General features: G+C 66.2%; 12 protein-coding genes. 11 read left to right on the plus strand and 1 reads right to left on the minus strand.

The features are described from left to right. Positions 1-674 (plus strand): LLM class flavin-dependent oxidoreductase (locus U9978_RS04390; protein WP_322759736.1); only part of this gene is annotated, 674 nt, incomplete at its 5' end. After that, complete coding sequence (locus U9978_RS04395) at positions 674-2,209, plus strand: long-chain-fatty-acid--CoA ligase (protein WP_322759737.1); 1,536 nt, start codon at positions 674-676, stop codon at positions 2,207-2,209. The genes U9978_RS04390 and U9978_RS04395, both read left to right, overlap by 1 nt. 188 nt (positions 2,210-2,397) lie before the next feature. On the opposite strand, the gene U9978_RS04400 is transcribed toward U9978_RS04395, so the two are convergent. Next, on the minus strand, positions 2,398-4,062 hold the full coding sequence (locus U9978_RS04400) for a N,N-dimethylformamidase beta subunit family domain-containing protein (RefSeq protein WP_322759738.1): 1,665 nt from the start codon (positions 4,060-4,062) through the stop codon (positions 2,398-2,400). A 48-nt stretch (positions 4,063-4,110) separates the two neighbouring features. Between U9978_RS04400 and U9978_RS04405 the strand changes: the two genes are divergently transcribed. The 9 genes from U9978_RS04405 (at position 4,111) to U9978_RS04445 (ending at position 14,826) form a co-directional block, all read left to right on the plus strand. Beyond that, entirely contained in the window at positions 4,111-5,346 is a 1,236-nt protein-coding gene (locus U9978_RS04405) for a low temperature requirement protein A (RefSeq protein ID WP_322759739.1), read from the plus strand. A gap of 109 nt (positions 5,347-5,455) precedes the next feature. After that, positions 5,456-6,760, plus strand: a complete 1,305-nt coding sequence (locus tag U9978_RS04410; protein ID WP_322759740.1) for a molybdopterin-dependent oxidoreductase — start codon at positions 5,456-5,458, stop codon at positions 6,758-6,760. Then, positions 6,757-7,269: a hypothetical protein gene (locus tag U9978_RS04415; RefSeq protein ID WP_322759741.1), complete on the plus strand. Its 513-nt coding sequence runs from the start codon at positions 6,757-6,759 to the stop codon at positions 7,267-7,269. The genes U9978_RS04410 and U9978_RS04415 overlap by 4 nt, the downstream gene beginning before the upstream one ends. A gap of 151 nt (positions 7,270-7,420) precedes the next feature. Then, complete coding sequence (locus U9978_RS04420) at positions 7,421-8,050, plus strand: hotdog domain-containing protein (RefSeq protein ID WP_322759742.1); 630 nt, start codon at positions 7,421-7,423, stop codon at positions 8,048-8,050. 894 nt (positions 8,051-8,944) lie between these two features. After that, positions 8,945-9,130, plus strand: a complete 186-nt coding sequence (locus U9978_RS04425) for a hypothetical protein (RefSeq protein WP_322759743.1) — start codon at positions 8,945-8,947, stop codon at positions 9,128-9,130. A gap of 122 nt (positions 9,131-9,252) precedes the next feature. After that, positions 9,253-10,815: a glycosyltransferase family 2 protein gene (locus tag U9978_RS04430; RefSeq protein ID WP_322759744.1), complete on the plus strand. Its 1,563-nt coding sequence runs from the start codon at positions 9,253-9,255 to the stop codon at positions 10,813-10,815. Then, complete coding sequence (locus U9978_RS04435) at positions 10,812-11,618, plus strand: family 16 glycoside hydrolase (RefSeq protein ID WP_322759745.1); 807 nt, start codon at positions 10,812-10,814, stop codon at positions 11,616-11,618. Before U9978_RS04430 ends, U9978_RS04435 begins: the two co-directional genes overlap by 4 nt. Positions 11,619-11,700: 82 nt before the next feature. Further along, the gene (wecB, locus tag U9978_RS04440; RefSeq protein ID WP_322759746.1) at positions 11,701-13,038 is read left to right on the plus strand and encodes a non-hydrolyzing UDP-N-acetylglucosamine 2-epimerase; all 1,338 of its coding nucleotides are present in this window, start codon (positions 11,701-11,703) and stop codon (positions 13,036-13,038) included. A 153-nt stretch (positions 13,039-13,191) separates the two neighbouring features. Beyond that, positions 13,192-14,826, plus strand: coding sequence for a polysaccharide deacetylase family protein (locus U9978_RS04445; RefSeq protein ID WP_322759747.1), 1,635 nt, complete (start codon positions 13,192-13,194; stop codon positions 14,824-14,826). Positions 14,827-14,877 lie beyond the last annotated feature (51 nt).

Genomic DNA, 14,877 nt, shown 5'->3' on the forward strand with positions numbered 1-14,877 from the left:
CGTTGGGGGTGGGGGTCGGTGGGGAATATCCGCAGGAGTTTGATGCCTGCGGTGTGCCGGTCGCCGGCCGCGGCTACCGGGTCGACGAACAGATTCGCGTCTTACGGGACCTGTGGACCGGCGAAGCGGTCGATGGGGCCGGCCCGCATTACCCGTTCCAGGGCGTGCAGATCTCCCCGCCGCCCGTCCAGCCCGGTGGTCCACGGATACCGATAGCGGGAACGAAGGCGCCGGCGATGCGGCGAGCCGCGACCATCGGCGACGGATGGATGCCCTATCTGTTGTCTGCGGACCGGTACGCCGAAACGGTCCGGACGGTTCGCGCCCAGGCCGACGCCATCGGACGTAAGCTCGACAGCTTCGAATGGTTCCAGTTTCTGTTCATCGGTGTAGCGGACCGGCCCGAGGATGCCTACGCCGACATGGCGCAGATGTTCGGCTCAGTCTGGTCACGGGACCTGCGCGGACTCATCCACCGCGTGACCGCCGCAGGTACCCCGGAACAGGTTGCCGCACGGGTGCAGGCATACGTGGATGCGGGGGCACGCCACATGATCTTTCAGACGAGCGGTGCGGATCTCGGCGAGTCCCTCCGCAACGCGGAACGCATCACGCACGAGGTACTGCCCTTGATAACCCTTTCCAGGCGGGTGGAGGCGACAGACGAATGCTGATGGGCGACATATTGTCACTGGCAGCCGCGAACTGGCCGGAACGGGTGGCGCTGGTCACGGGGAACGAGCGACGGACATTTGCGGACCTGCATGCGGACTCGTTACGGCTGGCGGACGGCCTTTCCCGGATCGCATCGCCGGGAGACCGGATCGCGATCCTGGCTCGCAATGTGCCCGCCTATGTCGAGGCTCTCTACGGTGTACCGACCGCCGGCATGGTACTCACCCTGCTCAACTACCGGATCCATCCCAGGGAATGGGCTGAGATCATAGCTGCGGCCGGCGCCCGGGTGCTGATTGTCGACCGGGAGTTCGTCGACGAACTCCGGCCCGTGCTCGGCGACGTCCCAGCTATCGAACACATGTTTGTAATTGGTGGTCCATCGGACGGCCGCGGCTCCTCCTACGAGGAGCTGGTCGCATCGGCCTCACCCACCCGTCCTCAGGTGGAAGTGTCAGATTCCGACACGGCATGGCTGGTTTATACGAGCGGTACGACCGGGAGCCCCAAGGGGGCGATGATCACCCATCGTGGAATCATCACAGCGGCCATGACAATGATGCTCGCGGTCTCGCCGACGGAGCGTGACCGGATGCTGATGACCTTCCCCATGTGCCATGTTTCCGCGTTTCAGGTCCCCACCTACCACCTGTGCGGGGTGCCGACTGTCCTGATGCCCGCGTTTGAGCCGAGCGCGTTCCTGGAACTGGTGGCGGAACATCGAATCACGATCACTTCGCTGGCGCCGACGATGGCGGCTTTCGTGCTCCGGTATCCGGGCTATGACACGGCCGACCTGTCCTCCATCCGCCGACTGGGATACGGCGGGATGGCCATGCCCACGAGCACTGCCCGCGCTTTGGCGGACCGGCTGGGACCGGTTTTGGTGACCGGCTTCGGCCAGACCGAGTCAACCGGATGGGTGACGGCTCTCAGTCCTGAGGACCATGTTCGTGCGCTGTCGGGTCAGGAGCAACTGTTGGAGTCCTGTGGCCGGCCGTTGCCGCTGACCGCCGTCGCGGTCATGGATGAGCAGATGCGGCGATGCCCCGCCGGCACCCCCGGTGAGCTGGTCATTCGCGGTGATCTGGTTACCAGTGGTTATTGGAACGACGAAAAGGCCACCGCCGCCGCGTTCACCGATGGGTGGCTGCACACCGGTGACGTGGCGACCGTGGATAAAGAAGGATACGTTTATCTCGTCGACCGCATCAAAGATATGATCATAACTGGTGGACAGAACGTGTACTCCACGCAGGTGGAGCAGGTCCTCCATAAGCATGAGGCCGTGTCGGAAGCCGCCGTCATCGGTGTTCCCGACCCGGTATGGGGGGAGAGTGTGGTAGCTGTGATTGTTCTCCGGTCCGGTGCACACGTGGACCCCGAGGACATCCTCAGGACCTGTCGGGCGCAGCTTGCCGGTTACAAGAGCCCTCGGAAGATCCATGTGGTTGCCGAACTTCCCAAAAACATCACCGGCAAGGTCCTCAAGCGCGAGCTCCGCAGCCGGTACGCGCCTGCGACAGCTCTCTGATCACCACGTCGACACACCTTACCTCCCCATCTGCACATTGAAGTCGCCTGCCGTACCAGCCGATCCGGAAGACAGAGGCATTGAGCCTGGCCGCGGTCGTGGACGCGAACAGGTGCAGTTCGTCCCCGGTGACCTGTCCGCCCCGGTTGCCCTGGCCACCCGCTTGCGTCCTGCGGGGGCTTGCCGGGCTACCGTTCGCCGCCCGGATTCCCGCCGCCGCCGGTGTCGTCACCCGGCACGGATCGGGCGCCGGGATGTCGTTGCCCGGCCGGGCCCTGCGCAAATGTGGTCAGCATCGTGGTGGTGACGGTGGTGACGAAGTTCTGTACCACGGGTCCGGCCGCGCCGGACCCGCACACATCGGTTACGCCGCACACCCACGCGCTGGTACCGGCGTCGAACACGCCCGCGCCCGAGTCGGCGGTGTAGTAACTGACGTCGGAATGGTCGGGCCGGCCATGACAGAGCACCGGTGAATGTGCGAGAACCTCGATCCGCGACGGTGTCGGATAGGTGAGGTCGACCCGGTCGTACTCGGATCCGATCATTCCCGGAATACGGCTGCCCGCGCTCAACCCGGTTCCGGCGAACAGCCAGTGCCCAGGGTCGCGGACCACGAGGTCGGCATGGACCGGGTTGCACTGGTACATGCCACCGGTGAGCGTGCTCTCCGGACTCGCCTTGGGTGGAGACGGCCAGTTCGCGGTGACGGCGGCGTCGTCGACACCGTTCAACGGATCCTCGGCCGCGACCTTGTAACCGGTTTCCAGCCGGTCCGGCCCGACCGCGGTCGGTCCAAGGCGAATTCGTCGGAACACCGCGTTTGCGCCCAGGAAAGCCAGATTCACCCCGTGGTCGCGGGCTCGCGTCAACGCGTCCCGCATCGCGGGTGAATAGTACTCGTCATGCCCCATGGACACAACCGCACGGGCGCCGTCCAACAACGCTGGATCGCCGTGGAGGTCGATATCCGTCGCATAGGCGACGGGCAGGCCGAGTTTCTCCGCGAGGATGATGACCGGGGCTTCGTTTCCGGTGAAGTCCGCGGCGCCGTCGCCATAGTCGTACGGTCGGTCGAACGAGACGACCCGGGCCCGGTCGTTGAATCCCTTCGGGCCGTGGTAAAGGCTGTATCCACCCCACGCGTTGTATGCCTGCCAGGTTGTCACCGCCGCGAGCATCACCACCCGTCCCGATGTCGTCGGGTTGCGGACGGTCAACGGAACGTAGGTCTGGAATCCGTCCGAGTTGTCCAGGCGCATCAGATACGCGCCAGGCGGCCAGCTGCTCGTGTTGAACGCCGTGGTCGGCACCCAGGACGTGCTCACGGTGCTGGTTTTCGGGTCGCGCGCGGCGGGGGCCTGCACCCGACCGGGTAGCGGACCGACCTCGGTGACCAGCCGGCAGGTTCGTCCGCCGTACCAGCCGATCCGGAAGACGGAGGCCGTGAGTGTGGCCGCGGTCGTCGACGCGAACAGACGCAGTTCGTCTCCGGACCGGATGCTGGTGTGGTCGAGCCAGCCCTCCACCGCGTGGTTATAGCCGAGACGGGCCAGCCCGCAGTCGGCACCGGGCTTCGCGTTCTCGGCCCGGACGTCGAACTCGGCGCTCACCCCGGTGGGTGCATCTCGTCCGGTGGTCCGGCCGTCCTGGTCGTCCGGGCCGCTCGGGCCGCTCGGGCCGCTCGGGCCGACTGGGGCGCCGCGGTCGCCCTGGTCGCCGGCGTGGGTACCGCCGCTGCACCCGCCGAGGACAGTCGCGACCACAACCGCGAGGGCGACTGTGATGGCGACAGACGTGGGCCATGCGGCCGGCTCACGCTGCCTGCGGGGTGCGGTCTCATGCGCTGGCATGCCGACCATCCTTGTCAGTGTTGTCGCCGGGCGCTCTTATGCTCAGGTATGGGTCCAGGTACGGGTACGGTCAGGCAACCTGGTGCGGCGGAACGGACACGTTCCGTTATTCCGGATATTCCTTACATCCGCGGCCGGAGTGGCGGGGAACAACGCGCGACCTTCTTCGAGCTGTACTTCGACCTCGTCTACGTCTTCGCGGTGACCCGGATATCCCACCACCTGCTGGCGGATCTGAGCTGGATCGGCGCGGCGCAGGCGGCCTTCTTCCTCGTCGCCGTTTACTGGGCCTGGAATTACACGACCTGGATGGCCAACTGGTTCGACCCGGAGACGGTGCCGGTCCGACTCGTCCTGATCTACGTGATGCTAGCCAGCTTCCTGATGGCCGTGGCGATCCCCGAAGGCTCCGTCGACCTCGCCCCGCTCTTCGCGGCCAGCTACACAGCGTTGCAGATCGGTCGAAACACGTTCGTCGTATGGGTGACCCCGCCGGGGGCGTTCAACGAGAACTTCCGGCAGATTCTTGCCTGGAGCGTCCTTTCAGCCCCACTGTGGGTGGTTGGCGGGATACTGTCCGGTGAGCCGCGCTGGCTGCTCTGGGTTGCCGCGCTGGCGCTGGACCTCGCGGCGCCGCTGGCCCGGTTCTGGGTGCCTCGTGCCGGGCCCACCCCGATGAGCCAGTGGGAGGTCGAGGGCAGCCACTTCGCCGAGCGCTTTCAGCTTTTTGTGATCATTGCGCTCGGCGAGAGCATCGTGCTGGCCGGGGTGACCGCCTCCGATGCGGGGCTGCGCGGCTCAGTCGTCGTTACGCTCGGGTTTGCATTTTTGACGTCGACTGCCCTGTGGTGGCTGTACTTCGGCCAGGTCGCCGGATCGGTCGCCCGGCGGATCAGCCGGAGCGCGGCGGACGAGTCGGGCCAGATCGGCCGTGACGTCTACACCTACCTGCACCTACCCATCATCGCCGGGATCGTGTTGACGGCGGTCGGCGTCGAGCTGGTGATCGTGCATCCCGGCGGCGAGCTGCACACGGCCGGTGCTCTGGTGACGCTCGGCGGTCCGGCGCTCTATCTGCTCGGCCTGATGGCGTGCGCGGCCCGCATCGGCCACCGACCGAGCTGGCCGCAGATGGCCGCGGTGGTGGTGTTGCTCGCGGCCGTGCCGCTCGCCGCCCACGTCTACGGCCTGCTCGTGCTGATTGTGCTCACCGTCGGGCTCATCGCCCTGGTCGTGGTCGACCAGATCCGGCCGCAGCTGGCGGATCCTCCGCCGCACCAGTGAGGGGCGAACCAGGCCGTTGCGGCACGCCGGAGGGCGCGGGCTGCCGCCGTCCTCGTCCTGTAATCCGTGGCGGGTGTCTGGTGGCGGCCGGCGGTCCTACGTTGAAGATATGAACCCCCTCACCCGCCCGCTGCCATCGCCGCCGGAGACCCTGCGGCGTGGACCGCTGCGCGAGGGCCGGTTCACCAGCCGGTTGCATGACCCGAGAGTGGCCTCGCTGCTCGGGATCTGGCTCGGTATCGCCTTCGGGACGTGCTTTGCCACCGGTCTGGTATCACATTTCATGCAACATCCACCGTCGTGGTTCTCGTGGCCGTCCCGGCCGGTGTGGTTCTACCGGTTCACCCAGGGCCTGCACGTGGCGACCGGGTTGGCGAGCGTACCGCTGCTGCTGGCGAAACTGTGGACGGTCTACCCGCGGCTGTGGGAGTGGCCGCCGGTCCGCACGGTCGCACACGCGTTGGAGCGGATCTCGATCATCGTGCTCATCGGCGGTGCGCTGTTCCAGCTCTCCACCGGGATCGCGAACATCGCCCAGTGGTACCCGTTCCATTTCTTCTTCACGGTCGCCCACTACTGGGCCGCGTGGGTGACGATCGGCGCGCTGCTCGTGCACGTGGCGGCGAAGCTGACGGTGGTGCGCGCCAACGTCGGACGCGGCAGGCTCCACGATGTCGCCCTCGAAGGCGTCGCCCTCACAGGTGTCGCCCTCGTAGACGTCACCCTCGTAGACGTCACCCTCGAAGGTTTCGATCCTGACGGCGGCGATCTCGAACCGGGCGGCGTACCGGTGCGGCGCAGCTCGCCGGAACCCGACGGTGACGGGTTGTCCCGACGCGGCTTCGTCGGAGCGGTCGGTGCGGCCGCTGGGGTGATCACGGTGGTCACCGCCGGTCAGGCGGTGCCCGGTCTGTCAGAGTTGGATCTGCTGGCCCCACGCAAGCCGACGGTCGGACCACAGAACCTGCCGGTCAACCGCACCGCAGCCGCGGCCGGGGTCGCCACCGTGGCGCGTGACCCCGGATACCGCCTGGAGGTCGTCGGCCCCCGGCCGCTGCGGTTGAGCTTGGCCGACCTGGCCGCGTTTCCCCAGGCCACGTCCCACCTGCCGATCACCTGCGTTGAGGGGTGGAGCGCGGATGCCACCTGGTCGGGGGTTGCGCTGCCGCAGCTACTGGATCGGGCCGGCATTCCGCACGATGCCACGGTGCGGGTCGAGTCGCTGGAGAGCGGCAGCCTCTACAGCATGAGCGAGGTGCGTCCACCGCACGCCCGGGACCCGCTCACCCTGCTGGCCACCGGGCTCCGCGGCGAGCCGCTGGCGCTTGACCACGGCTATCCGGTCCGTTTGATCGCCCCGAACCGACCGGGTGTCCTGCAGACCAAATGGGTGCACCGGGTGGTGATGCTATGAGTGAGTCCACCGGGCGCCGGGCGCCGGCTGAACGGGCAGCGGCTGAACGGATACCGGTGCGGCGCGTGGCGGCACTGGCTGCCCGTGCCCTGCTTGTCGGCGGTGGCATTGCCATGGTCGTCGTCGGGGTGCTCGGGGCGTTGGACGCGCACCTTGCGGTCAATCCGCCGTACGCGCTCGGTTGGGGATTGGCGGCCATCGCCGTCCACGACGCCCTGCTGGTCCCGGCGCTGGCCGTGATCGGTCTCGTGCTGACAAGGTTGATCCCGGCACCGTATCGGGCCGTGATGCAGGCAGCGCTGATCGTAAGCGGCTCGGTCGCGTTGGTGTCGTTGCCCCTGTGGCGGGGGTATGGCCGCAAGCCCGACAACCCGTCGGTCGACCCGCTGGCCTACGAGCGCAATCTCGTGATCGTTCTGGGCGTGGTCTGGGTGATTGCCGCGGTCGTCATGCTCCGCCGCCGGCTACTGGTCCGCCGCCGCGCTGGGGCCGGTGACGCGGCCGGCTGACGTCGCAGGGAAGCCGGGGGTGTCGGCTCGTCCATTGTCGGGCCTGATCGCCTGATCGGGTCGGGGGATTGTCACTGCCCCGTACCGCGGATTCGACTAGAAAAAGGGAGTTCAGGTCGACGACGCCAGGCCGAACGAGGGAGATCTCAGGATGCCGACCGCCGACACCACGGTGAATGCATATCGTCCCGACGCAGTCGGGCGAGTAGAGGCGATCCCGACCGGTGGACAGGATCCTGGTGGGGAGCGTCCGGGGGGGCCGGTCGAGGTTCCCTGGTCGGTGCTGTCGGACTACCGGTGTTTCGGGTGTTCGCCGCACAATGATCAGGGCCTGCAACTGCAGTTCCGGACTCATCCCGAGGGCATGCAGGCTCGCTTCTCCTTCGGGCGGGCGCACGAGTCCTACCCCGGGGTCGTGCACGGTGGCCTGGTCGGAGTGGTCTGCGATGAGATCATGGGTAATCTGATCGTCCTCCAGGCAGGCCTCACCGCGTTCACTACGGCAATGAAGGTGCGTTACGTCTCACCTTTGTTCGTCGGGAGGACGTATGACTGCGTAGCCCGGATGCGACCATCGCGTGTGGAGCAGACCGGAGTCGGCCTCACCCATGCTGCGGCCGAGATCCTCGACCTCGATGGCGCGACGATGGCCACGGCGACGGCCAGTTACCGGCTTGTCAGCCTGGACGAGGCGCGCCGGCACCTGACCCTGGCCGACACCGACGCTGACCGCCTGCGCGATGCCATGTCTGTTGATGTTGCTCCTGAGAATGTGGAGTGATTCCATGGTGACGGTGTGCATCGGATCCCGTCCATGTCCATCGTCGTCAAGTTTTTCATAAGTTTTTCATTGGTTTTCTTATTGTAGATATAGCGCGAGTCATATAGAATGCGGTCCCTCCTCAGGGTTTTTCAACGGATGCAGGCCGCCGACGGCGGGAGTATTCCTCACATATTACTTTGCGTTATCGATTTTTTTCGCAGCGCCCATGGCTGCTTGCTGACAATCGGTTGTCAGAGATGTACGCAATGTTTTCAAGCGCGTTGTTCTACCTGCTCAGAGGGTGTGTCGCGGGTGGCGGGTAACCTCTCGTGTGCACGGAAATTGATCAATGTATTGCCGTGCGTGGTGACCTATAGGCGACTCGATAGTGACTCTGCGTGATAGTTGGTCCTGATGTACCGGCGGGATGACGCAGAGGTTTCGGAACGCCCTTTGCGCACAGCGGAATTTCATGCAACGCTGTTCTGCGAACAGCGGGGTCGAAGGGGCGCCGTTCTCCGCTAGACGGTCGATGGTGTCGCCACCGCCTCGGCGAGTGCTCGGGAGGTCAGGTCCAGGGGGGATGAGTTAGATCGTACGACCCGTGTGACAGCGGCGGTCCGGGGAATCTCGCTGCTGTTATAGTGAGCCGGCTACACCTCAAGGCGTGAGTGACACCGCGATCATCGGAATGGACGGGTGACGTGAGTCGCCTTTTTTCGCGTTCTTTCCAGGCTGGTCGGGCACCTCTCTGTCGTTGCTGGCGAGCGTCAACAGCGCAGGTCAGGGGCATCAGGCAATGCTGCACGCCATTGGAGACCTGGGCATGTATGCCTTGATGGAGAATCTATGTTCGAATCGCGTGCGGCCGATCACGCGTTAAGCGGAAGTGCTACTTCTAAGGTTTTCGACATGCTGTCCGGCGTGTTGACCGACGTTGTCGGTCTGGCATTCGTGCTGTATCTCGCCACCGGTGTGGCGTGTATTCTTCTGGCCCTCCTCCTGCGCGTCCGCGGCCGTCTCAGGCATACGTCGGCCGAGCGTGTCACCGCGACCGGGAGCATCGGTCGACCAGCCGGACGACGGGTCAGCCGATGAGCCGGCCGTGCCGTGTACGGAAAGCTAAGATTTCCACGGAATTTCTCCGTAGTTTCGCGTTACGATCAGCGGAGAGTCACGGCCGCCGGTCGCCGGCCAGACCCGGTCCGACCTGGTCCCGGGTGTCGGGGTCCCGGGTGCTGCGGTCCCGGCTGTCGGGGGGTCCGGTGCTGTGGCGGGTGGTCCTCCTCCTGCCCGTTGCCTGCTACCTGGCCGTTCCGGCGACCGCGCAGGCACAGTCACCGGGGCAGGCACAGCCACCGGGGCAGGCGCGCGGCATGTCTGCGGTGTCGTTGCTCGGCGACGGGCTCGATGCCGCGTGGTTGCTCGCTGCCGGGTTGATCGTCATGGGTTTCCTCTACCTGGTGACGATGCTGTCGCTGTCTCGCACCCGCCAGCAGCCTCCTGAGGCAGTGCCCACCGGGCTGTTCTACGTGTTCGTCATGCCCTGCCTCAACGAGGAGGCGGTGATCGGGGCGAGTCTGCGGCGCTTGCTGGCCACCGCACGAGACGACATCCGGGTCCTGGTGGTCGACGACGGTTCGGATGACGCTACGTCCAGCATCGTGCGCGGGGTCCACGACGAGCGCCGGTGGCTGCTGCGGCGTGATCTGCCCAATGCCCGGTCCGGCAAGGGCGCGGCCCTGAACGCCGCCATCGCCCACCTCGCCGCTCGCGACGAGGTCGCCGCCCGCGATCCGAACAACGTGATCGTCGTTGTCGTCGACGCGGACGGACGCCTTGATTCCCATGCCGTCGACGTCGTCGCGTCGTACTTCAGCGACCCGCGTACTGCCGGCGTCCAGACCGGCGTCCGCATCAACAACCGTCATGGCAACCTGCTCGCCCGTATGCAGGACATGGAGTTCGTGATCTACACGGACATCTTCCAGCGCGGTCGGGCTCATGTCGACAACGTGGGGCTGGGTGGTAATGGCCAGTTCGTGCGGCTCTCAGCACTGCGGTCACTCGGCGACGAGCCGTGGACGCACAGTTTGACCGAGGACCTCGATCTCGGGGTCAGGTTGCTGCTCGCGGGTTGGCGCAACCGGTTCTGCTCGCAGGCCGACGTCCACCAGCAGGGCGTGGTGAGGCTTCGTCGGCTGCTGCGCCAGCGCTCCCGATGGTTCCAAGGGCACCTGCAGTCATGGCGGCTGATACCGAGGGTGATTCGCGAAGCGCGGATCCGCAGTCTGCCCGACATGCTGTTCCATCTGTCGAGCCCGCTATTGATCTTATTGGCGTCCCTGCTCACACTCGCGTTCGGATGCTCGACCGCGGCCGTCCTGGCCGACTGGTTCGCCGGTGGGCCCAGCCCCGATCCGAGTCTGTTCGCCGGTGCCTACCTGATGGCTGCTGTTCCGGCGATGATCTGCGCGCTGGTCTATCGCAGGCAGGAGCCGAGCTCCGGATTCGGTGTCCTGCGGTTGATCGGCTATTCCCATCTCTACATCCTGTATGCCCTGGTCTGGTTCGTCGCCGGTTGGTGGGCGATCGCCCGGATGCTCGGCGGCCGCAACAGCTGGCACAAGACCGCCCGCAGTCCGGAGGAACACCTGGCTGCACCGGCCCTGACAGCGGCGGCGAGTGCATCCGCGGTGACGGCGACCATGGTGACCAGCGAAGACGTCGGTCTGGCGCCATCGCAGGAGCACACCGGCGAGCCGGTGCCCGTCGATGGATGACCTCGGTGCGACCGTTGCTGCCCGCTGATCCGCCCGGCGGCGCCGGCATAAGCCGGGGGCGTCAGCCGGCCGGCGGCGGATCCGGCCTGCTCGTCCGGCTGGCCGTTCTCGCGTGCATCGCACTGGTCAGTCTGCTCGCCCTGATCGGGCTGCTGGGGATGTGGCGGCTCACCGGCCTGTTCCAGGAGGGCGGCGCGATGGTCCGCTGGGTGGACGGCAGCCGCCATGGCACCTGGCTCGCGCTCTTCGACGGCTATGGCCAGATCACCGGTCCGACCGCAGGCCCGACCGGTGACGACGAGGTGATCTCGCTGGCCCCGAAGTCGGCGGCGGGACCCGGCGCGACCCATGCGGCGCTGGTGGTCAGTGCTGACCACTACACCGACATAACCGTCACCACCCAGTTACGTACCGTGCGCCAGCTGCGTACGCCCGGGCCGCAGCCCTGGGAAGTCGGCTGGGTTCTGTGGCATTACACCGATGGGAGTCATTTCTATGCATTAGCCCTGAAAACCAATGGCTGGGAGATCAGCAAACAGGATCCGGCCTATCCCGGCGGGCAGCGGTTCCTCGCCAGCGGCGAGATGCCGCGCACGACGACCGCGACCTGGCACACGATCGGGATCACCCAGGCTGGAAGCAGAATCACCGTTGCCGTCGACGGCGCCCTGATCGCTGATCTCGTTGACCCGGAACGCCCCTACTTCACCGGAGCTGTGGGTCTGTACTGCGAGGACTCCGACGTGGAATTCCGTCGGATCCACATCGGTACGGACCCCCCGTCTGCCCGCCCGCGCTCATGACTCTCCCCCGCCGATCCCGTCATCCCTGACCCGACACGCATCCCTGACCCGACACGGACAAGGACCGACGAAAGGACATGTTATGGCCACAAAAATATCGACCCGTCCCGATAGCGGGCCAGACCGTACCGTCCTGGTGGTCTACGGCACCCGCCCAGAAGCAATCAAGATGGCGCCGGTGGTTCGCGAACTGGCGGCCTCGCCGTTTTTCCGTCCCGTCGTCGCCGTCACCGGCCAGCACCGGAGCATGCTCGACCAGGTCAACAACCTGTTCGGCATCGTTCCCGACGTCGATCTCGACGTCCTCCAGCAGGGCCAGACACTCGCCGGGGTCACCACCCGGTCGCTAGGCGGTCTGGAGGCGACGATCACGCAGGTGCAACCGCACATCGTGATCGTCCAGGGGGATACGACCACGACCTTCACGGGCGCGCTCGCCGCCTTCTACCTGGGGGTTCCCGTCGCGCATCTGGAAGCGGGCCTGCGTACGAACGACCCCACCTCGCCGTTCCCGGAAGAGATCAACCGCCGGTTGACCACCCAGCTCGCCGACCTGCATCTGGCGCCCACCCCCACCAGTCGCGACAATCTCCTCGCGGAGGGCGTCAAGCCGGACACGGTCTTCGTCGTCGGCAACACCGTGATCGACTCTTTGCTCTGGGTCGTCAAGGAGCCTATGCCGAACGACGACCCGTTGTTGGCGGAGTTAGAGCGCAACGCTTCCGGTGACCGTCCCGTGCTCCTTGTCACCGCCCACCGGCGGGAATCCTGGGGCGAGCCGATGCGCGATATCGGAAAGGCGCTCGCGCAGCTCGCGACGGAGCGGCCAGATCTTCTGATCGTTTTTCCGATTCATCGGAACCCGACCGTGCGTGAGGCGATCATGCCCGCCGTCAGCGGCCTGACGAACGTGGTCGTCTCCGATCCGGCCGACTACACCGCCTTCGCCCACCTGATGAGTCGCGCCACCATCGTGCTCACCGACAGCGGGGGAGTCCAGGAAGAGGCGCCGAGCCTCGGAAAACCGGTGCTTGTCATGCGGGACAACACCGAACGGCCCGAGGGCGTGGATGCCGGGACGGTGGCACTGGTCGGCACGGACCCCCGCCGCATCGTCGACAGCGTCGGTCGGCTCCTCGATGAGCCGGCTGCGTACGCGGCGATGGCGGAAGCGGTGAACCCGTACGGCGACGGCGGTGCAGCACGGCGCAGCGTTGCGGCGCTGGCCCACTACTTCGGTTTCGGTCCGCCGGTCGACGAGTTCGTGCCCCGGTTCCATCCGCCGGTCGGCTTGGGGCCCATCGGTGTGCCTCACCAGGATCGCACTCCGGTGGGCCGCTCCGCCAGCCACGCGTCCACGGGCGCCACGAATGGCCATGCGCCTGTTCAGGCCAACCAGATTCATCCTGAAAGGACGTGATTGTAGATGCGAACCCGCCGATTCCGTGGCTCCGTAGCAGCGATCTTAGTTGCCGTTCTGGCGCTTGTTGCGGCCCTGGTCAGTACGGCCACCGCGGCAACTGCGCAGCGGCCACATCCCAAGAGAACAGCGCAGCATCACAGCGATGCGCAGGTGTTGGCCGATGGTCAGCTGATCGCGCCACCGCCCCCACCGTCCACCGCACCCCCTCGCCGCGGGCCCCGGCCGGTGACGGACACCCGCACCGGTGCGCCTGCGACGGTCCGTCCAGCGGCCGCCACCTCGGCGTTGCGCATCCAGTCGGCCGCCGTCACCACGGTGGCGACAACTCCTTCTGGAACGTTGATTCTGTACGACACCACGGGCCAGTGGGGTTGGCTCGGCGAGCAGTACGCCATGCAGACGGCGAACCTCGTTTCCCACTTCGGCACCTGGAAGGCGCATCCGGTGGCCGCATACACGGCCGGTGAGATGGCGAACTACAAGGCGGTCGTCTACGTCGGCTCCACCTACGACGAGCAGGTGCCCACCGCGTTCCTCACCGACGTGCTGGCTGGTACCCGGCCAGTGGTGTGGATGTACGACAACATCTGGCAGCTGACCGCGCAGTCACCGACCTTCGCCGCCACGTACGGCTGGAACTGGTCCCAGTTCGATGTCTCCTCCGTCGCCGAGGTCCGCTACAAGAACACCAGTCTGACCCGGTACGCCGCCAACGGCAGCGGGATCATGTCCTATTCCAGCGTGGACACCACCAAGGCGACGGTGCTCGCCCAGGCGGTCCGCGCCAACGGGACGACCTTCCCCTGGGCCTTGCGGTCGAACAACCTCACCTATATCGGTGAGATCCCGTATGCCTACACGGATACGACAGATCGTTACATCGCCCTGTCGGACCTCTTCTTCGACGTGCTCGCCCCGGCTACAGCGACCCGGCACCGCGCGCTCGTCCGGATCGAGGACGTCGGCCCGGACGCGGATCCGGCCGAACTCCGCACGGTGGCCGACTACCTCTCGTCGGTCCAGGTGCCATTCTCCGTCGCGGTCTACCCGCGTTACCGGGACCCGAACGGTGTGTACAACAACGGCACCCCGGTCGACACCACCCTGGCGAACACACCTGACGTGGTCAGCGCGCTCAAGTACATGGTGAGCAAGGGCGGGACACTGCTCATGCACGGCTACACCCACCAGTACTCGAACGTCGCGAATCCATACGATGCTGTCAGCGCCGATGACTTCGAGTTCTTCCGGGCACACATCGACGCCCAGAACAACGTCGTCTACGACGGTCCGGTGGCTGAGGACAGCCAGGCATGGGCGGCCGGACGCATGAACAGCGCCGCCACCGCGTTCACCGCGGCCGGCCTGCCTGTGCCGACGACGTTCGAGTTCCCGCACTACGCCGGTTCGGCCGCCGACTACGCCGCCGTGCGCGCCAAGTTCACCAAGGCTTATGACCGGCGGTTGTATTTCCGTAACCAGCTTGCCGGCGGCACCGTCGACGCTACCAAATACGGTGGTCAGTTCTTCCCGTACCCGGTCACCGACGTGAACGGCACCTACATCATCCCGGAGAACATCGGGAACATCGAGCCGGAGCCGTTCAACAACCACCCGGCCCGGCTGCCGGCCGACCTGGTCGACGCAGCCAAGCGAAACCTCGTGATTCGCGACGGGTTCGCGAGCTTCTTCTACCACCCCTACTACGGCAAGGCGTACCTACGCGACACCGTTGCGGGGATCAAGAAGCTTGGCTACACCTTCGTCGCGGCGGGCACGGTCTGAGCATCGACCCCCGCCGTTGAGCGGACCGTCGGCCATGGGTGCGTTACCCAT

It is taken from the genome of Protofrankia sp. Cr2, from assembly GCF_963555885.1.
Classification (GTDB): Bacteria; Actinomycetota; Actinomycetes; order Frankiales; family Frankiaceae; genus Protofrankia.